Below are 18207 nucleotides of genomic sequence, written 5' to 3'. Positions count from 1 at the left end.
CGGTCAACCCACTCGTGAAAATCGCTCTGAGGGCCGATTTCGCCCCGGAGGAGGGCCTCCTGCGGTAGACTCGGAAGGTCGTCCGGAGGCCTGTTTCGCGCAGGTGACGGAGGCGTCACGAGAAAAACGGCAGGAGCCCCACAAAGCATGTCACCGAATTCGCCTGACGGTACCGACCACTCTTACGAAGCAAGCGACATCCAGGTACTCGAGGGCCTCGAGGCCGTTCGCAAGCGCCCCGGCATGTACATCGGCTCCACGGGCCCCCGCGGCCTCCACCACCTGGTCTACGAGATCGTCGACAACGCCGTCGACGAGGCACTCGCCGGCTACTGCGACACGATCCACGTCACCATGCGCGAAGACGGCGGCATCCGCGTCGTCGACAACGGCCGCGGCATTCCCGTCGACATCCACCCCGTCGAGAAGAAGTCGACCGTCGAGGTCGTCCTCACCGTGCTGCACGCCGGTGGCAAGTTCGGCGGCGGCGGCTACGCGGTCTCCGGTGGCCTTCACGGTGTCGGCTCGTCGGTCGTCAACGCGCTGTCGACCGAGCTCGACGTCGAGGTGCACCGTCAGGGATCGGTCTGGCGTCAGAGCTTCACCAACGGTGTTCCGGTGGCCCCGCTCGCCCAGGGCGAAGACGCCTCCGACACCGGCACCACGATCACCTTCTGGCCGAACGCCGAGATCTTCGAGATCGTCGAGTTCGACTACGAGACCCTGCGGGCGCGCTTCCAGCAGATGGCCTTCTTGAACAAGGGCCTGCGTATCACGCTCGTCGATGAGCGCCCCGTGGCTGACGACGCCCCCGATGGCACCAAGGCCAAGAGCGACGACTTCATGTACGAGAATGGGCTCGAAGACTACGTCGAGTACCTCAACGCGTCGAAGAAGGTCGACGTCGTTCACCCCGACATCATCTCGTTCGAATCCGAAGACACCGAGAAGAAGATCGCCCTCGAGGTGGCGATGCAGTGGAACTACTCGTACCAAGAGAGCGTCCACACCTACGCGAACACCATCAACACGCACGAGGGCGGCACGCACGAAGAGGGCTTCCGCGCCGCGCTGACGACGGTGGTCAACTCGTACGGCATCGCCAAGGGCCTCATCAAGACGAACGACAAAGACAAAGAGAAAGACAAAGAGGCGCGTCTCACCGGTGACGACGTGCGTGAGGGCCTCACCGCCGTCATCTCGATCAAGCTCGGCGAGCCGCAGTTCGAGGGTCAGACCAAGACGAAGCTCGGCAACACCGAGGCAAAGTCGTTCACGCAGAAGGTCGCGTACGACCAGCTGAACGACTGGTTCGACAAGAACCCCGTGCAGGCCAAAGAGATCATCAAGAAGGGCATTCAGGCGCAGCAGGCCCGGATGGCCGCTCGCAAGGCCCGCGATTCGACCCGCCGCAAGGGCGTGCTCGAGTCGAACGGCATGCCCGGCAAGCTCAAAGACTGCCAGTCGAAAGACCCGGCGCTCAGCGAGATCTTCATCGTCGAGGGCGACTCGGCCGGTGGCTCGGCCGTTCAGGGCCGCAACCCCGAGACGCAGGCGATCCTGCCCCTCCGCGGCAAGATCCTCAACGTCGAGAAGGCGCGGCTCGATCGGGCCCTCGGCAACAACGAGGTCCAGGCGATGATCAAGGCGTTCGGCGCCGACATCGGCGACGACTTCGACCCCGAGAAGGCTCGGTACCACAAGATCGTGCTGATGGCCGATGCCGACGTCGACGGTCAGCACATCACGACGCTGCTGCTGACGCTGCTCTTCCGCTACATGCGTCCGCTCATCGACCTGGGCTACGTCTACCTGGCCATGCCGCCGCTGTTCAAGATCAAGTGGTCGAACGCGCCGCACGAGTACGTCTACAGCGACCTCGAGCGCGATGCTCTTCTGGTCGCAGGCAAGGCCGAGGGCAAGCGGATTCCGAAAGACAACGGAATCCAGCGCTACAAGGGCCTCGGCGAGATGGACTACAAAGAGCTGTGGGAGACCACCATGGATCCCGACACCCGCACCCTCCGTCAGGTCACTCTCGACGACGCCGTCGCGGCCGACACCATCTTCAACACCCTCATGGGCGAAGACGTCGAGCTCCGACGCAACTTCATCCAGCAGAACGCGAAAGACGTTCGCTTCCTCGATATCTGATTCGCTCCCCGAGCGGGGTCGCGTCTCTGACTGACGCGCGACCCCGGGCGGGGCGCTCAGGCCGATCGAAGGATCCGATGGGCCGGCTACCGAAAGAAAACACCTGATGGCAGACGAGACAGACGACACCACCGGCGGCATCCCCGAGGGTGTCGAGCCGGCACAGTTCGCGGCGCAGCTGAAGCGCGACAGCATCGAAGCGGTCGACCTCCAGCTCGAGATGCAGCGCTCTTACCTCGACTACGCGATGAGCGTGATCGTGGGGCGAGCGCTCCCCGAGGTGCGCGACGGCCTCAAGCCGGTTCACCGCCGTGTGATCTACGCGATGTTCGACGGCGGCTACCGCCCCGATCGCGCCTTCTCGAAGTGCGCCCGCGTCGTCGGCGACGTGATGGGCAACTTCCACCCGCACGGTGACTCGGCGATCTACGACGCGCTGGTGCGTCTCGTTCAGCCGTGGAGCCTCCGCTACCCGCTCGCCCACGGCCAGGGCAACTTCGGATCGCCGGGAAACGACGGCGCCGCGGCTCCGCGATACACCGAGACGCGCATGGCCCCGCTCGCGCTCGAGATGGTCCGCGACATCGACGAAGACACCGTCGACTTCCAAGACAACTACGACGGTCGCACGCAAGAGCCCGCCATTCTCCCGGCACGGTTCCCGAACCTCCTCGTCAACGGCTCGGTCGGCATCGCCGTCGGCATGGCGACGAACATCCCTCCGCACAACCTCCGTGAGGTCGCCGCGGGAGCGCAGTGGTACCTCGACAACCCCGAGGCCACGCGCGAAGAGCTCCTCGAGGCGCTCATGCAGCGCATCAAGGGCCCCGACTTCCCGACCGGAGCGCAGATCCTCGGCGTTCGCGGCATCCACGACGCCTACCGCACGGGTCGTGGTTCGATCACCATGCGCGCGGTCGTCAGCGTCGAAGAGATCCAGGGTCGCACCTGCCTCGTCGTCACCGAGCTGCCGTACCAGGTCAACCCCGACAACCTCGCGATCAAGATCGCCGACCTCGTTCGCGAGGGTCGTGTCGCCGGAATCGCCGACATCCGCGACGAGACCTCCGGTCGCACCGGCCAGCGTCTGGTGATCGTGCTCAAGCGCGACGCCGTCGCGAAGGTTGTGCTGAACAACCTCTACAAGCACACCTCGCTCCAAGAGAACTTCGGCGCGAACATGCTCGCCATCGTCGACGGCGTGCCCCGCACGCTTCCGCTCGACGGCTTCATCTCGGCGTGGGTCGACCACCAGGTCGAGGTCATCGTGCGTCGTACCTCGTTCCGACTCCGCAAGGCCGAGGCCGACGCGCACATCCTCCGCGGTTACATCAAGGCGCTCGATGCCCTCGACGAGGTCATCGCCCTGATCCGTCGTTCGCCGACTGTCGACGAGGCCCGCACCGGCCTCATCGAGTTGCTCGACATCGACGAGCTCCAGGCGAACGCCGTCCTCGCCATGCAGCTCCGTCGCCTCGCGGCTCTCGAACGCCAGAAGATCCAAGACGAGCACGACGAGCTCGAGCGCAAGATCCTCGACTTCAAAGACATCCTCGCCAAGCCGGAGCGTCAGCGCACCATCATCGGCGACGAGCTCAAGGCCATCACCGACAAGTTCGGCGACGACCGTCGCACCGAGATCATGTTCGGGTTCGACGGCGACATGAGCGTCGAAGACCTCATCCCCGAAGAGGAGATGGTGGTCACGCTCACGCGCGGCGGCTACGTCAAGCGCACCAAGAGCGACAGCTACCGCTCGCAGCACCGCGGTGGCAAGGGCGTCAAGGGTGCCCAGCTGCGCGCAGACGACGTCGTGGAGCACTTCTTCGTCACGACCACGCACCACTGGCTGCTGTTCCTGACGACCAAGGGCCGCGTCTACCGCGCCAAGGCCTACGAGCTGCAGGAGGCCGGCCGCGACGCTAAGGGCCAGCACGTGGCAAACTTCCTCGCCATGCAGCCCGACGAAGAGATCTCGCAGGTGCTCGACATCCCCGACTACGAGGTCGCAGACTACCTCGTGCTCGCGACGCGCGAGGGTCTCATCAAGAAGACGGCCCTCACCGAGTACGACACCAACCGCACCGGCGGCATCATCGCCATCAACCTCCGCGAGGGTGACGAGCTCGTGTCCGCGCTGCTGGTCGACGAGCACGACGACCTCCTCCTTGTCTCGCGTCACGGCATGTCGCTCCGCTTCACCGCGACGAACGAGTCACTCCGGCCGATGGGTCGTTCGACCTCCGGCGTCAAGGGCATGACCTTCCGCGACGACGACTCGCTGCTCTCCGCATCGGTGGTCGGCGAAGAAGGATTCGTGTTCGTCGTGACCGAGGGCGGCTACGCCAAGCGCACTGCCGCCGACCAGTACCGCATCCAGAACCGCGGTGGGCTGGGCATCAAGGTCGCCAAGCTGGCCGAGGCGCGTGGCGACCTGGCCGGAGCCATGATCGTCTCCGAAGACGACGAGGTGCTGGTCGTTCTGTCGGGCGGCAAGGTCGTCCGCTCGGCGGTCTCTGAGGTGCCGGCCAAGGGCCGCGACACCATGGGAGTCGTCTTCGCGCGGTTCGCCGCCGACGACCGGATCATCGCCGTCGCGCGCAACACCGAGCGAAACCTCGAGGGGCCCGACGACGAGACGGCGATCGAAGATGCGACCGTAGACGGAGGCGCTGCCAGCGCGGAAGGTGACACTGTAGATACAGTGTCCTCCGACGCCGACAGCGTCGAGGGCACCGACACATCGCCCGACACCACGGGTGAGACCGCCGGAGAGGACACGACCGAAGCATGACTAGCGTCGCAGAAAAACTGCAGAGCAAAGCCAAGAAGCCAGTCGGAACAAAGCAGGTGCGACTGAAGCTCGTTTACATCGACTTCTGGTCGACCGTGAAGCTGTCGTTCCTGATCGCCGTCGCCCTCGGCATCATCACCGTCGTCGCCACGTTCCTCGTGTACGTGATCCTCACGCGTCTCGGCATCTTCGACACCGTCGACAAGCTGCTCCAAGAGGTTCTCGGCGACAAGGGCTTCACGCTCCAAGACACCCTCTCGATCGGGCAGGTCATGCTGTTCGCGATCGTCGTCGCGATCCTCAACATCGTGATCGGCACCGTCCTCGGTGCCATCGCCGCGCTCCTGTACAACCTGAGCGTGCGCATCACCGGCGGTCTGCTCGTCGGTTTCACGAACAACTGATCCAGCCGGGACTCAGAGGCCCCGCTCGATTTAGTGAATCGGGCCGAATAAGGTACTGTCTTATTCGGTCCAGGGGGCTATAGCTCAGGCGGTTAGAGCGCTTCGCTGATAACGAAGAGGTCATAGGTTCAAGTCCTATTAGCCCCACGGTGTCTCTTCACGACACTGAAGAAACACCCCCAAGACCAGGCACCATTCGGTGCCGCTCCTGGTCAGTGACCGGGGCCTTAGCTCAGTTGGTAGAGCGCCTGCTTTGCAAGCAGGATGTCGGGAGTTCGATTCTCCCAGGCTCCACAGTTTGTTCTACTCGCCCTCGCTTCGCTCGGGCTCGCAGTAGGTTCTGTGCTGGTCTGGCGGCTTCGCCGCCGCACTCGCTTCGCTCGTGCGGGCGAGAGTACATAGATGGGGGCCCAGGGAGCGCCGGAGGGCCCCATTGCGCACTCTCGCGGCCTGGCGGGCAGAGGCGCGGGGCGTAGGCGAGGCGAGGCGAGGCGGGGGCGGGGTGGCAGTCCCGGGGCAGCGCCCGGCGGGCAGAGGCCTGGGGGCGGGGCCGCCGGATCCTGAGGTCGGAGACTGCCCTGGGAACGACGAAGGCCCGCACCCCTGTGAGGATGCGAGCCTTCGATGCGGTGACGCGACGATCAGGCCTTGGGGCTGTCTTCGTCGTCGGCAACCCACAGCTCGTCGTCGGCGCGGAGCGTCTGAGCTGCCGCATAGATGACGGCGCCGAGGCCGACCACGCCCAGGATGATGAGGAAGACCCCACCCTTGCCCAGGCCCTTCTTCTTCTGCGTCTTCTTCTGAAGCTTCTTGGCCTTGAGAACCGTCTTCGCGATGTTCTTCGTGGCCTTGGGGTGCTTGCGAGCCTGCTGCGCGGCCTTCTTCAGGGCCTTGCGCTTGGCCTTCTTGCTGAGCTTCTTGCCGCTCTTGAGGAGCTCGTCGAGGTCGATGTGCTCGGCCAGCGGGCTCGAGGCCACGGCGGCCGACACAGCCGGAGCCACGTCGTTCTTCAGACGGTCTTTGGCGTGCGTGGCTGCCACGGAGGCGTTGGCGACACCGGTCGACACGGCAGGCTTGACCTGAGCGTCGTAGGCGGCCTTGACTCGGGGTGCCAGGTCGTTCTTAGCGCGCTCGGCGGCTTCGGCGCCTGCGGCCTTCCAGAATTCACCGGCGTGGCCGAGAAGCTCGCGCTGCTCACCCCAGATGCCGGCGGCGTCGCTCCGGAGCTTCTTCAGTTCGCGTGTGCTCTTGCGTGACGTGGCCATGTGCTCTCCCTTATGGTTCCTGCGGCGTTGCGCCTATCTTGGCACGGGCTCCCCTGATAGGTCACAGGATGATGTCTGGGGGACGACTGAATCATCATGTCGCTGTGAAAGAATCGGACACATGTCTACGCACACCGCTGTCGCCACCATCACCACCACCCTCGGCCCCATCAAGGTCGATCTGTACGGCAACCACGCCCCCAAGACCGTCGCCAACTTCACCGGCCTCGCCACCGGCACCATCGAGTGGACTCACCCGAGCACGGGCAAGGTGTCGAAAGACAACCTCTACGACGGCGTCGTCTTCCACCGCATCATCCCTGACTTCATGATCCAGGGCGGCGACCCGCTCGGCCAGGGCACCGGCGGCCCCGGCTACAACTTCGACGACGAGATCCACCCCGAGCTCACCTTCAAGGAGCCCTACATCCTCGCCATGGCCAACGCGGGCACCCGCGGCGGCAAGGGCACCAACGGCTCGCAGTTCTTCATCACCACCGTCGCGACCCCGTGGCTCCAGGGCAAGCACACCATCTTCGGCGTGGTCTCCGACCCCGAGTCGAAGAAGGTCGTCGATGCCATCCAGGCCGTCGACACCGACGCGCGCGACAAGCCGCTGAAAGACGTCGTGATCGAGAGCGTCACGATCGACGAGGTCTGACCCTTCGGTGACGAACATCCCGCGCAACTCCGATAACTTCTGCTATCGCCACCCCGATCGGCAGAGCTTCATTCTCTGCCAGCGGTGCGGCCGGACGATCTGCACGCAGTGCCAGACGCCAGCCGCAGTGGGAGTGCACTGCCCGGAGTGCGTCCGCGAGGCACGCGGCAACATGCCCAAGGTGAGGCCGCAGGTCGTCACCCGCATGAACAGCCTCGCCACCTCGGGCGGCCCTACGGCGACGTATGCGCTGATGGGGTTGTCGGTGCTCGGGTTCCTGGTGAGCCTCGTCCCGTCGGCCCAGGGCGCTCTGCTCTTCTATGGAGCGGGCGCTCTCACCGAACCGTGGCGGATGCTCACGGGCATCTTCGTCTACGGCGGTCTGAGTTCGATCATCCAGCTGGCCTTTAACGTCTACATGCTGTGGGCGTTCGGCCAGATGATCGAGCAGCAGCTCGGCCGGGTTCGCTACATCGGGCTCTACCTGCTCGGTGCTTTGGGCGCCGAGGTCGCGGCCTCCTTGTTCTTCCCGTATCAGCCCGTGTTGATTAGCGGAGCGGCCATGTTCGGCCTCTTCGGGGCGTTCTACGTGATTCTGCGGTCTCGCGGCGAGCAGGCGGTTCAGATTCTGGTGATCATCGCCCTCAACGTCGTCATTGGCATCTTCTTCGGTACTCCGTGGCAGAACTACATCGGTGCCGCCGCGATCGGGGCCCTGACGGCCCTCATCTACATGCGTACTCAGCACCGGTCGCAGGCGATGCAGCAACGCCTGCTTGCCGGTGGGCTGGCGGTCGCCCTGCTCGCGATCCTGCTGGTCCGTTCGGCGTCACTGGTCGGCCTGGCCGCCTAAGTCGTCACGCGAAAACGCCCCGCTCCTCAATGAGGAGCGGGGCGTTTCTTGTTCGCAGGGTGCTTGGCAGAGTTATCCACAGGTTCATCCACATTGGGGATAGTTACACCGGTGTAAGACACCCCGTTATGAATGACAAGGATCCGGGCAAAACCGCGATCGCACCGGCCACAGGGCCGGCTTCGCGTCGGGCCGAACCCGGCCGAACTGGTCAGACTTTGGGCGGTAGGTCAGCGCCAGCGGGTCGTCATCAGGAAGCCGATGAACATGATGCCGAAGCCGACGAGGATGTTCCAGGTGCCGAGCGACGGCACGGGGTAGACGGTCTGGCTGACGTAGTAGACGATGATCCAGGCGAGACCGAGCAGCATGAAGCCGAACATGACGGGCTTGAACCAGACGGCATTCGGCTGGTTGGCGTTCGACTGGGAGTCGGTTGCGGTCGTGCCGACGGCTCGCGAGGTGCTCGCGGTGGTCTTCTTCTCTCTGGCCATGGGCAGAAGTGTACCGGTAGGGGGTCTGTGGATAGCCTCTGCGTTGCAACTTCGCGCCCGTAGAATCAGGGCATGTCCGATTTAGAAGCACCCGCCGCCAGCAGACGCGCCCGTCGCCGTTCGCAGCGGCGCCGCACGTCGGTGATCGGTGTTCTGGGCGAGGTGCTCATCACCATGGGCGTCGTCGTGCTCCTCTTCATCGTCTGGCAGCAGTGGTTCAACGACATCGTCGTCGCGCAGGGCACTCGCGATCAGGCGTCCAAGATCAGCGAGCAGCTGCACGACGCGGCACCGCCGGTCGGGTCGAACAACGTCACGTTCGACAGCAGCAAGCCCAAGGTGACTCCGAAGCCAGCCGACGGCGTCGACTTCGGTGTGCTCTACGTGCCTCGCTTCGGCTCCGACTACCGCGTACCTCTCGCCGGGGGCACGGGCACGGCGCAGACCCTCGACAAGGGCGATGCCGGGCATTACGACTCCTCGCAGATGCCGGGTGCCGTGGGCAACTTCGCGATCGCCGGCCACCGGACGACGCATGGGGCGCCCTTCGCCAATATCGCCGAGCTCAAAGTGGGCGATCACTTCTACGTGCAGACGAAGACCGGCTACTACACCTACACGTTCCGCAATCTGCAATACGTGCAGCCCACTCAGATTCAGGTTCTGCAGCAGGTTCCCGACGCACCGAAGGTCGACACGACGTCGGGCGATCGACTCATCACGCTGACGAGCTGCAATCCGAAGTTCAGCGCGGCCGAGCGAATCATCGCCTACGGTGTCTTCGACTCCTGGCGGCCCTTCTCGGCCGGCGCCCCGTCTGAGATCAAGTCGCTGGTGAAGGGCTGACGCATGTACTCCGCACTTTGGCGCGTTCTCCCCGGCCCGTGGTGGGTTCGCGTTCTCATCCTCCTCGTGCTCCTCGCCGCGATTCTCTACGCCCTGGTCACCTGGGCATTCCCGTACGCCGACTCGTTCATCGATTCGCCTGAAGTGACAGTGGGTTCTTCATGACGCGCATTCTCGTCATCGACAACTACGACAGTTTCGTCTACACGCTGAACGGCTACCTGCACCAGCTCGGGGCCGAAACAGACGTCGTGCGCAACGACTCGTTCACCGCGGGGGAGGCCGCCGCACGGATCGCCGAGTACGACGGCGTTCTGCTGTCGCCCGGCCCGGGCACTCCTGCCGCTGCCGGCGTGTCCGTCGACGTCGTCCACGCCGCTCTCGCGGTCGACAAGCCTCTTCTCGGCGTTTGTCTCGGCCACCAGGCGATCGCCGAGGCCATGGGTGCGACCGTCACCCACGCCGAAGAGCTCATGCACGGCAAGACCTCGAGGGTCGAGCACGACGACAGCTCCTTCTACGACAACGTTCCCCAGCCGTTCCTGGCAACGCGCTACCACTCGCTCGCAGTCGTCGACTCCACCGTGCCCCAGGTGCTCGAGGTCACCTCCCGCACCACCGGCGGGGTCATCATGGGTCTGCGGCATCGCGACGCGCCCGTGTTCGGCGTGCAGTTCCACCCCGAGTCGGTGCTCACCGAGGGCGGCTACAGCATGGTCGGCAACTGGCTCTCGGTGGCCGGGCTTCCGTCCGCTGTCGAGGCCGCGAAAGGCTTGAGCCCGCTCGTCAACCTCGGGTAGGGCCGGTGGGTGAGCTTTGCCGAGCTGGGGTGTAACCCGGGCCCGCGAGGCCGTTCCACGCCCGCTAGACCGGCTCAGACACGTCTTTTCGGCACACACCCGCACGATCGGCTCACGCCCGTGACCTAGGCGGCGGGTTCAGGCCGGCTGGGCGGGTCTGCGCCGAACAGGGGGGTCCAGGCGGCAAGGAGCAGCCGAACAGCCGAGCCTCAGACGCCCGGTACTACGAGCCGCTGCAGATCGTCAGCGTGATCGTGGAGCCCTGCGGCTGCTCGCCGACCGGGAGGTCTTGGGTCTTGACCACGTTGCCGGTGCAGGTGCCGTCGGCCACGGTCTTCACCTGGAGGCCCAACGTGTTCAGCGTCGACATCGCGTCGGCGACGGGTTTGCCCGTCACGTCGGGAACGGCGACGGTGCCACTCGAGACGACGAGGTCGATGGTGCTGCCGACGTCGACGCTCGTGCCCGACTCGGGCGTCGTCTGGATCACGTTGCCGGCGGGTACCGTCGGGCTGTCTTGCTGGCTGACAGAGCCCTGCTGAAGGCCGAGACCGGTGATCTCTGACCAGGCGTCGTCGGTCGACTTGCCTGAGACGTCGGGCACATTCACCGACGCGGGGCCGGACGACACATAGACACTGATGGTCTCGTCTTTGGCGACGTTGGTGCCCGCCACCGGCGAGGTCTTGATGATGTCGCCTTCGTCGACCGAGTCGCTGGCGATGTCGTTGCGGTCGGGGACGAGGCCGAGCTTGGTGAGTTCGGCAGCCCCGGCGTCGTACGACTCGGAGGAGATGATCGGCACCTCGACGCCGGCGTTGGTGGGGAGCTCGACCGGCGAGAGACGGCCGACCCAGACGACGACGGCAACGACGATGATGACGACGAGCACGATGCCCGCCCAGATCCATGCGACCGGAGGCCTGGTCTGGGTGCGGGAGGGCCGATTCGCGTCTGTGCTGTCGAGCTCTTTGAGCGCCGCTTCGGAGCCGACGGCAGCGCGCGGATTGACTCCGAACAGCGTGGTGTCGGGGGAGGTGACGTCGACGTGCTGACGGCGGGCCGGAAGGTGACCGGCACCCGCGTCGACGACGTCGTTGCGGAACTCGGCGGCGCTCTGAAACCGGTCGAAGCGGTTCTTCGCCAGGGCGTGAAGCGTGACGGCGTCGAGAGCGGGCGACACGGCCGGGTTGATGACGCTCGGCGGCACGGGCGGCTCGCTGACGTGCTGGTACGCGACGGCGACGGGGGAGTCGCCGCGGAACGGCGGTCGCCCCGTCAGGAGCTCGAAGAGGAGGACTCCGGTGGAGTAGAGATCGGAGCGGGCGTCGACGGTCTCGCCGCGGGCCTGTTCGGGACTGAAGTATTGGGCGGTGCCGAGAATTGCGGTGGTCTGCGCGACCGTGGCCGCCGAGTCGGAGACGGCTCGGGCAATACCGAAATCCATCACCTTGACCTGGCCGGTGTGGGTCAGCATCACGTTGCCGGGCTTGATGTCGCGGTGGACGACGCCGGCCCGGTGCGAGTATTCGAGGGCGGTCAGGATGCCCTCGGTGACGCGGACGGCCTCTTTGGGGTCGAGGGGGCCTTCGGCGACGATGTCTTTGAGGAGTCGACCCTCGACGTACTCCATGACGATGTAGGGCACGAGAACCGTGTTGCCCATGGAGTCGCGGGTCTGCTCTTCGCCGGCGTCGAAGACGCGCACGATGGTCGGGTGGGCCATGCGGGCTGCCGCCTGGGCTTCTTGCCGGAAGCGAGTGCGGAAGGCGGGATCGGAGGCGAGCTGCGACTTCATCAGCTTGATCGCCACCTGGCGGCCCAGCCTGCTGTCGGTGCCCATGTAGACGTTGGCCATACCGCCGTGACCGATCAGGTGACCGATCTGGTAACGGTTGGCGAGGAGGCTGATCCCCTCGGTCACGCCTTCAGCCACGAATTGCCCTCCCACTGCCACGGTCCCGACCAGTCTACCTGGGCGGGACCGTGTGAGTCGGAGCCGGTGCGCGTCGCGGCCGATCGAGACCGGAGTGAAATCAGCCGTCTGCGGGGTCGCTGGCCGGGGTCGTGGGATCCTCGGTCGGTGTGGTGGGGGCCGCGGTGACAGTGATCGAGACGCCCGCCGACGAAGGCGAGGTCACCGACGAACCGCACTTGGCCTGATAGGTGAACGTGAGGGTGCCCACGTCAGACGACTGCACGGTCACGCTCGTCGCATTGGCGCCGACGGTGTTCTTCGTCTTGCCGGCCGAGTCGGTTCCGCCCGAGATCGAGTAGGTGAAGCCGGTGACCGAGTATCCGGCGGGGCAGCCCGTGTAGGTCGGGATCGTGACGACTGCCTGCTGCGTGGTGTCGATCGCGGTCGGCGCAGCCGTGGGAGCGCCGGGATCACCGGCGGTCGGAGCGGCCGTGTAGGCGTAGAGCACGATCTCTTCGGTCTTCTTGACGAGCCCCGTCGGAGACACGCGATACACCTGGTTCTCTTGCGCGGCCGTGGGTGCCGGCGACGAGTCGGGCGAGATCGTCGTCTGGAAGCCGAGGCGCCCGAGAGACGCCTGCACCTCGTCGACGTTCTTGCCGGTGTAGTCGGCGCCGTTGATCACGGCGCTGTCGGCGAGGGGGGTCTGGGTCGGCGTCGGCGAGGGCTTTGGCTTCGACGATTTGGTCGCCGCGGGCGTCGAGCTCGTCGTCGTCTGCGGCTTGTCGCCGTTGGTCAGCGAGATGGCGGCGAAAGCGAGGCCGCCGACGACGGCGATGATGAGGAGCACGATAAGAGGCCAGAACCAGGCGCTGCGCTTCTTCTTCTCGGGCTCGTCTCCGTCGACGGTGTCGTTGAGACCGGTGGACGAGGATCCTAAGCCCAGCGTGGCTGCGGTCGGAGGTGCCTGGCGCTCGGGCGCCGGCATCATCCTGGTCGCAGCGTCTTGCGCCGCGAAGACCTGCGTCGCAGCATCGCCGTTGCCTCCGACGCCGAGCATCGGTACGGCCGCGGTGGCTGCCGCGACGTCGCCCCGACGCAGGGCGCGCGCCGCTTGGGCCAGCGCGGAGGCCGATGCGGGTCGCTCGGCGGGCTTCTTGGCGATGCACGAGTAGACGAGCTTGCGCACGGCCTCCGGGATCGTGCTCGGGAGGTCGGGCGGCGTCTCGTTGATCTGCGCCATCGCGATGGCGACCTGCGATTCGCCGGTGAAGGGTCGCCGGCCGGCGAGGGCCTCGTACGCCACGATTCCGAGCGAGTAGATGTCGGTCGAGGGGGAGGCGGGGTGGCCTGACGCCTGCTCGGGGGAAAGGTACTGCACCGTGCCCATGACCTGGCCGGTGGCGGTGAGGGGCACCTGGTCAGCGATCCGCGCGATACCGAAGTCGGTGATCTTGACGCGGCCGTCGGGGGTGACGAGCAGGTTGCCGGGCTTGATGTCGCGGTGGACGAGGCCCGCCGCGTGGGCAGCCTGAAGCGCCGACGCCGTCTGGGCGACGATGTCGAGCACCTTGTCGGTCGGAAGCACGCGGTCGCGCTCGAGCACGGTCGACATGGCTTCGCCGGGCACCAGCTCCATGACGAGGTAGGCGCTGCCCTCTTCTTCGCCGTAGTCGAAGACGTTGGCGATGCCCTCGTGGTTGACGAGAGCGGCGTGACGCGCCTCGGCGCGGAAGCGTTCGAGGAACCCGGGGTCGCCCAGGTACTCGTCTTTCAAGATCTTGATCGCGACGGTACGACCGATGACGAGGTCGGTGGCTTGCCACACTTCGCCCATGCCGCCGATCGCGACACGGGACGACAGCTCGTAGCGTCCGCCGAGAGTGAGTCCGCTGTATGGCCTCATTTGTTGAGCACCGCCTCCATGACTTGCTTTGCTATCGGCGCGGCAATGCTGTTGCCGACACCGGATTGTCCCTGTCCTCCGCCGTTCCCCACGACGACCGCGACGGCCACCTTGGGGTCGTTCGCCGGAGCGAATCCTGTGAACCAGAGCGTGTACGGGTCGCCCGTGCCGTTCTCGGCAGTCCCCGTCTTGCCGGCCACGTCGACGCCGTCAATTCTTGCATTGGTTCCCGTGCCCTTGGTGACGACCTCCGTCATCAGCTCGGTCAGGGTCGACGCCGTCTCGGCGCTGATCGGCTGACCGAATTCGTCGGCCTGGAAGTCTTGCAGGGTCGAGAGGTCGGGGTTCACGATGTTGTCGATGAGCGTGGGCGTCATCTCTTGCCCGCCGTTCGCGATGGCCGCCGTGATCATCGCGACCTGGAGCGGGCTCTCACGCACGCTGCCCTGGCCGAACGACTGCAGCATCAGCGTGGCGGTGTCGGAGGTCTCGGGGAACACGCTCTTCGCCGTCGTCTGCGGAATCTCGAACGCCGTGTCGAAGCCGAATGCCTTCGCCATGTCGTTGATGCGGTCGTACCCGAGCTTCGCTCCGAGTTCGGCGAAGGGGATGTTGCACGAGTCGATCAGTGCGGTCTCGATGGTCACCTTCGACCCACCACCGCAGGATCCGCCCTCGGCGTTCGTGATGCGGAAGGTCGAGCCGGGGAGCTTCAGTGATGCGGGGTTGTCGAGCTTCGAGTCTTTGGTATAGCTGCCGCTTTCGAAGGCGGCGGCCGCGACGACCAGTTTGAACGTGGATCCGGGGAAGTACAGGTTGCCCTGGATCGCCCGGTTGATGAGCGGCTGCGTCGAGTCGTTGATCAGCGAGTCGTACGCCTTGAGCACACTGGCCCGGTCGTGGCTGGCGAGAGCGTTGGGGTCGTAGGACCCTTTCGACACCATGGCGAGGATCTTGCCGGTCGACGGCTCGATCGCCACGACCGACCCCGTGTTGTCGCCGAGGGCGTCGTAGGCGACCTTCTGCACGGTGGCGTCGATCGTCGTGTTTACCGAGGCGCCCTCGGGGTCTTTGCCGGTGAGGAGCGAGTTGAGCTTGTCGAAGAACTGCGAGTTGGACGTGCCGGAGAGCTGCTTGTTGAGGGCGCTCTCGATGCCCGTCGAGCCCTCGCCGAGGGTGTAATAGCCGGTGACGGGCGAGTAGAGGTCGCCGTCGGAGTAGGTGCGGAGGAACTTGTACTGGTCATCGACGGGCTTCGACTCGGCGACGGCCTGACCGTCGACGAGAATCGCGCCGCGCTGGGCCGAGTAGCTCTGCAGAATCGCTCGCGTATTGCGCGAGTCGGACTTCAGCGAGTCGGCCTGGATGCCGGTGATGTACGTGCTCGAGGCGAGGAGGGCGATGAACATGGCCAGGACGACCACGCTCACGCGCTTGAGTTCTTTGTTCATCAGCCGACCACCATCCTCGGGCCGCTGCGGACACCGTCGGAGAGACGCAGGAGCAGCGCGACGATGATCCAGTTCGAGAGGAGCGACGAACCACCCGCGGCGAGGAACGGCATCGTCAGCCCGGTCAGGGGGATGACCCGGGTGACTCCGCCCATGACGACGAAGACCTGCAGGGCCATCGCGAACGCGAGCCCCACGCCGAGCAGCTTGCCGAAGTCGTCCTGCCCGACGAAGCCGATGCGGAACCCGCGCGACACGAGCAGCAGATACAGCGCCAGGATGGCAACGAGACCGGCCAGACCGAGCTCTTCGCCGAGGGAGGCGATGATGTAGTCGCTCTGAGCGAGCGGCGTCGTCTGCGGGCTGCCCTGGCCGAAACCGGTGCCGATCAGACCGCCGTTGGCGAGCCCGAACAGCCCCGCCACGAGCTGGAAGCTGCCGCCGATGCGGTTGTAGGCCTCCGTCGAGAACGGGTCGAGCCAGGCCTCGAAGCGGCCGTGCACGTAGCTCATCGTGAGGGCGGCGACGAGCGCCCCGCCGACGAAGAGGATCATGCCGAGGATCACCCAGGAGCCCTTGCCCGTGGCGACGTAGATCATCACGACGAAGAGGCCGAAGTAGAGCAGCGAGGTACCGAGGTCGCGCTCGAAGATCAGCACGAGCATGGCGACGGCCCAGATGATGAGGATCGGGCCGAGGTCGCGGGCCCGCGGAAAGCGCATGCCGAGGATTTTCGGGCCCATCAGCGAGATGCTGTCGCGCGCCTGGACGAGGTAGCCGGCGAAGAAGATCGCGAGCGTGATCTTGGCGATCTCCCCGGGCTGGAACGACAGGGGCCCGACGTCGATCCACACGCGCGCGGCGAGACCGCGACGACCGAGACCCGGCACAAGGGGGAGGAGGAGGAAGACGATCGAGATGAACATCGCGATGTAGCGGTAGCGCGCGAGCACGCGGTAGTTGCGGATCACGAGAAGCACGGCGATCGCGATGATCAGCGCGGCCGTGGTCCAGAGGATCTGCCGCTCACCCGCGTGGGTGGGATTCTGGGTCGTCCACGAGGCGATGTCGATGCGGTAGATCTCGGCGATACCGAGGCCGTTGAGGGTCAGCGCGATCGGAACCAGGAACGGATCGGCCTCCCGCGCCACGACGCGCAGGATGACGTGGAGCACCAGGGCGAGCACCAGGATGATGATCTCGGACCAGAGCACGTCGGTCCGCAGTTCGCCGAGGGCACCGAGCTGCACCAGCACGAGCGCGCCCACGGCGATTCCGCAGGCGATGAGCAGCAGACCGAGCTCTATGTTGCGGAGCCTGGCCGGCTGCCGCAGACGGATCGAGATCGCCTGCGTGAGGTTCTGGGCCTTGCCGCCCGGGTTGGTGGGCTTGCTGATGGCCTCTGTAGCGCTGTCACTCACCGGACTTCGCCAATCTCTCGACGATCATGCGGGCGTCGCTGAGGTTGTCGGCGTTGATGGTGCTGTCGACGGTCTGGCGGTTGTACGCGGAGAGCCCGAAGACCGAGACTGTCGTCGTCTCGTAGACGCTCGACAGCTTGATCGGGCCGAGGGCCTGCTGCACACCCTTGTAGATGACGACGGTGCCGTCTTGCTCGCCGACGTAGTAGTGGTCTTGGGTCCAGCGGTAGGTCGAGAACACACCGACGGCCACGATGAGGATGGCGATCACGAGGGCGGCGAGCCAGGTGATGCGTCGGCGACGGGCGCGGCGACGGTCTTCGGCGATGAGCTCGGCCAGGTACTCGTCGGACTCCGGCTCGAAGTGACTGTCTTCGGGCGTGGTCGCGACCTTGAGCGGGTGCACGAGGATCGACGAGAGGCGCAGCGGTCGTCGACCCTCCTGGCCCTCGAAGGTCAGCGGCGCCGCGGCCGAGCCGACGGTCGTGGGCTGGTCGGCGGCCGACGAGTCGTCGTCGTCGACATCGACGACCACGACGGTGACGTTGTCGGGGGCACCGTGGTCAAGGGTCTCTTTGACGAGGCGACGCGACACGGCCTCGGCGTCGAGGCCGGAGGCGAGGGCCTTGCGGATGCGATCCTCGGCCAGGTAGCTCGAGAGCCCGTCGGAGCAGATGAGCCAGCGGTCGCCCGGCTGCGTGCCGAGGGTCGCGGTGTCGATCTCGGGAGCCGCGTCGACATCGCCGAGCACGCGCATCAGCACGGAGCGCCGCGGATGCACGGCGGCCTCCTCCGGGGTGATCCGGCCGGAGTCGACGAGACGCTGCACGAAGGTGTGATCGGCCGTGATCTGGCTGAGCTCCCCCTCGCGGTAGAGGTAGATGCGCGAGTCGCCGATGTGCGCGATGGCGATGCTGTCGCCGACCCGCATCATCGCGCTGACCGTCGTGCCCATGCCGGTGAGCTCGGGGTGCTCGAACACGGTCTCGGCTAGAAGTTGGTTCGCGGCGATCAGAGACGACTGCAGAGCGAACTCCGCGTCGCCCGACGAGCTGTAGACCTTGTCGGTCTCGCGAATGCGCCGGATCGCGATCGCCGAAGCGACGTCACCGCCCGCGTGCCCACCCATGCCGTCGGCCACGACGAAGAGGTGGTTGCCCGCGTAACCGGAATCCTGGTTGTTGGCCCGGATCTTTCCGACATTGGAGAGGGCGGCGCTTTTGATCGACGACGTCACCCG

General features: G+C 65.8%; 15 protein-coding genes and 2 tRNA genes. 10 read left to right on the top strand and 7 right to left on the bottom strand.

Annotated features, from left to right (window positions below):
* Nucleotides 1–147 precede the first annotated feature (147 nt).
* The 5 genes from gyrB (at nt 148) to EDF39_RS02070 (ending at nt 5646) form a co-directional block, all read left to right on the top strand.
* Nucleotides 148–2154: a DNA topoisomerase (ATP-hydrolyzing) subunit B gene (gene gyrB / locus EDF39_RS02090; protein WP_123940059.1), complete on the top strand. Its 2007-nt coding sequence runs from the start codon at nt 148–150 to the stop codon at nt 2152–2154.
* Between the two features lie 106 nt (nt 2155–2260).
* Nucleotides 2261–4948 (top strand): DNA gyrase subunit A, encoded by a 2688-nt coding sequence (gene gyrA, locus EDF39_RS02085; protein ID WP_084816301.1) that lies wholly within the window; start codon nt 2261–2263, stop codon nt 4946–4948.
* On the top strand, nt 4945–5352 hold the full coding sequence (locus EDF39_RS02080; protein ID WP_055964288.1) for a DUF3566 domain-containing protein: 408 nt from the start codon (nt 4945–4947) through the stop codon (nt 5350–5352). Before gyrA ends, EDF39_RS02080 begins: the two co-directional genes overlap by 4 nt.
* Before the next feature lie 73 nt (nt 5353–5425).
* Nucleotides 5426–5499 (top strand) — tRNA-Ile (locus tag EDF39_RS02075).
* A gap of 74 nt (nt 5500–5573) precedes the next feature.
* A tRNA-Ala gene (locus EDF39_RS02070) sits at nt 5574–5646 on the top strand.
* Between the two features lie 347 nt (nt 5647–5993).
* Here EDF39_RS02070 and EDF39_RS02065 read toward each other — a convergent pair.
* Nucleotides 5994–6617 (bottom strand): hypothetical protein, encoded by a 624-nt coding sequence (locus EDF39_RS02065; protein ID WP_055964291.1) that lies wholly within the window; start codon nt 6615–6617, stop codon nt 5994–5996.
* Between the two features lie 121 nt (nt 6618–6738).
* On the opposite strand from EDF39_RS02065, the gene EDF39_RS02060 reads away from it, so the two are divergent.
* Entirely contained in the window at nt 6739–7278 is a 540-nt protein-coding gene (locus EDF39_RS02060) for a peptidylprolyl isomerase (RefSeq protein ID WP_055964294.1), read from the top strand.
* A gap of 172 nt (nt 7279–7450) precedes the next feature.
* Entirely contained in the window at nt 7451–8131 is a 681-nt protein-coding gene (locus EDF39_RS02055) for a rhomboid family intramembrane serine protease (protein WP_123940057.1), read from the top strand.
* Between the two features lie 230 nt (nt 8132–8361).
* Here the strand turns inward: EDF39_RS02055 and EDF39_RS02050 are convergent, their stop codons facing one another.
* Nucleotides 8362–8625 carry a cell division protein CrgA gene (locus EDF39_RS02050; protein ID WP_123940056.1) on the bottom strand — a complete coding sequence of 88 codons (264 nt, stop codon included), beginning with the start codon at nt 8623–8625 and terminating at the stop codon, nt 8362–8364.
* Nucleotides 8626–8697: 72 nt separating this feature from the next.
* Here EDF39_RS02050 and EDF39_RS02045 point away from each other — a divergent pair, with 72 nt between their 5' ends.
* From EDF39_RS02045 to EDF39_RS02040, 3 genes are read left to right on the top strand one after another with little or no spacing between them, the layout of a single operon-like run.
* Nucleotides 8698–9471 carry a class E sortase gene (locus tag EDF39_RS02045; RefSeq protein WP_055964302.1) on the top strand — a complete coding sequence of 258 codons (774 nt, stop codon included), beginning with the start codon at nt 8698–8700 and terminating at the stop codon, nt 9469–9471.
* Nucleotides 9472–9474: 3 nt separating this feature from the next.
* A complete protein-coding gene (locus EDF39_RS17590) occupies nt 9475–9636 on the top strand; it encodes a hypothetical protein (protein ID WP_194601180.1) in 162 nt (53 codons plus the stop codon).
* Nucleotides 9633–10271 (top strand): aminodeoxychorismate/anthranilate synthase component II, encoded by a 639-nt coding sequence (locus EDF39_RS02040; RefSeq protein WP_055964305.1) that lies wholly within the window; start codon nt 9633–9635, stop codon nt 10269–10271. Before EDF39_RS17590 ends, EDF39_RS02040 begins: the two co-directional genes overlap by 4 nt.
* A 223-nt stretch (nt 10272–10494) precedes the next feature.
* Here EDF39_RS02040 and pknB read toward each other — a convergent pair whose 3' ends face one another.
* The 5 genes from pknB to EDF39_RS02015 all read right to left on the bottom strand — a co-directional run bounded on the left by pknB (nt 10495) and on the right by EDF39_RS02015 (nt 18204).
* On the bottom strand, nt 10495–12207 hold the full coding sequence (gene pknB, locus EDF39_RS02035) for a Stk1 family PASTA domain-containing Ser/Thr kinase (protein ID WP_123940054.1): 1713 nt from the start codon (nt 12205–12207) through the stop codon (nt 10495–10497).
* A 100-nt stretch (nt 12208–12307) separates the two neighbouring features.
* Nucleotides 12308–14095, bottom strand: coding sequence for a protein kinase (locus EDF39_RS02030; RefSeq protein WP_123940052.1), 1788 nt, complete (start codon nt 14093–14095; stop codon nt 12308–12310).
* Entirely contained in the window at nt 14092–15546 is a 1455-nt protein-coding gene (locus tag EDF39_RS02025) for a penicillin-binding protein 2 (protein ID WP_055964311.1), read from the bottom strand. The genes EDF39_RS02030 and EDF39_RS02025 overlap by 4 nt, the downstream gene beginning before the upstream one ends.
* Nucleotides 15546–16967, bottom strand: a complete 1422-nt coding sequence (locus tag EDF39_RS02020) for an FtsW/RodA/SpoVE family cell cycle protein (protein ID WP_084816302.1) — start codon at nt 16965–16967, stop codon at nt 15546–15548. The genes EDF39_RS02025 and EDF39_RS02020 overlap by 1 nt, the downstream gene beginning before the upstream one ends.
* Nucleotides 16960–18204, bottom strand: a complete 1245-nt coding sequence (locus EDF39_RS02015) for a PP2C family serine/threonine-protein phosphatase (protein ID WP_123940051.1) — start codon at nt 18202–18204, stop codon at nt 16960–16962. Before EDF39_RS02015 ends, EDF39_RS02020 begins: the two co-directional genes overlap by 8 nt.
* Between the last annotated feature and the right edge of the window lie 3 nt (nt 18205–18207).

The organism is Frondihabitans sp. PhB161, from assembly GCF_003814635.1.
Lineage (GTDB): Bacteria > Actinomycetota > Actinomycetes > Actinomycetales > Microbacteriaceae > Frondihabitans.
The sequence above is the reverse complement of the archived record's forward strand: the minus strand, read 5'-3'. Positions and strand labels throughout refer to the sequence as shown.

Coding starts and splice junctions, on each gene's coding strand:
- EDF39_RS02080 (WP_055964288.1), top strand. CDS start 4,945: ATGACTAGCGTCGCAGAAAAACTGCAGAGCAAAGCCAAGAAGCCAGTC.
- EDF39_RS17590 (WP_194601180.1), top strand. CDS start 9,475: ATGTACTCCGCACTTTGGCGCGTTCTCCCCGGCCCGTGGTGGGTTCGC.
- EDF39_RS02030 (WP_123940052.1), bottom strand. CDS start 14,095: ATGAGGCCATACAGCGGACTCACTCTCGGCGGACGCTACGAGCTGTCG.
- EDF39_RS02050 (WP_123940056.1), bottom strand. CDS start 8,625: ATGGCCAGAGAGAAGAAGACCACCGCGAGCACCTCGCGAGCCGTCGGC.
- EDF39_RS02040 (WP_055964305.1), top strand. CDS start 9,633: ATGACGCGCATTCTCGTCATCGACAACTACGACAGTTTCGTCTACACG.
- EDF39_RS02055 (WP_123940057.1), top strand. CDS start 7,451: ATGCCCAAGGTGAGGCCGCAGGTCGTCACCCGCATGAACAGCCTCGCC.
- gyrB (WP_123940059.1), top strand. CDS start 148: ATGTCACCGAATTCGCCTGACGGTACCGACCACTCTTACGAAGCAAGC.
- gyrA (WP_084816301.1), top strand. CDS start 2,261: ATGGCAGACGAGACAGACGACACCACCGGCGGCATCCCCGAGGGTGTC.
- EDF39_RS02060 (WP_055964294.1), top strand. CDS start 6,739: ATGTCTACGCACACCGCTGTCGCCACCATCACCACCACCCTCGGCCCC.
- EDF39_RS02045 (WP_055964302.1), top strand. CDS start 8,698: ATGTCCGATTTAGAAGCACCCGCCGCCAGCAGACGCGCCCGTCGCCGT.
- EDF39_RS02025 (WP_055964311.1), bottom strand. CDS start 15,546: ATGAACAAAGAACTCAAGCGCGTGAGCGTGGTCGTCCTGGCCATGTTC.
- EDF39_RS02065 (WP_055964291.1), bottom strand. CDS start 6,617: ATGGCCACGTCACGCAAGAGCACACGCGAACTGAAGAAGCTCCGGAGC.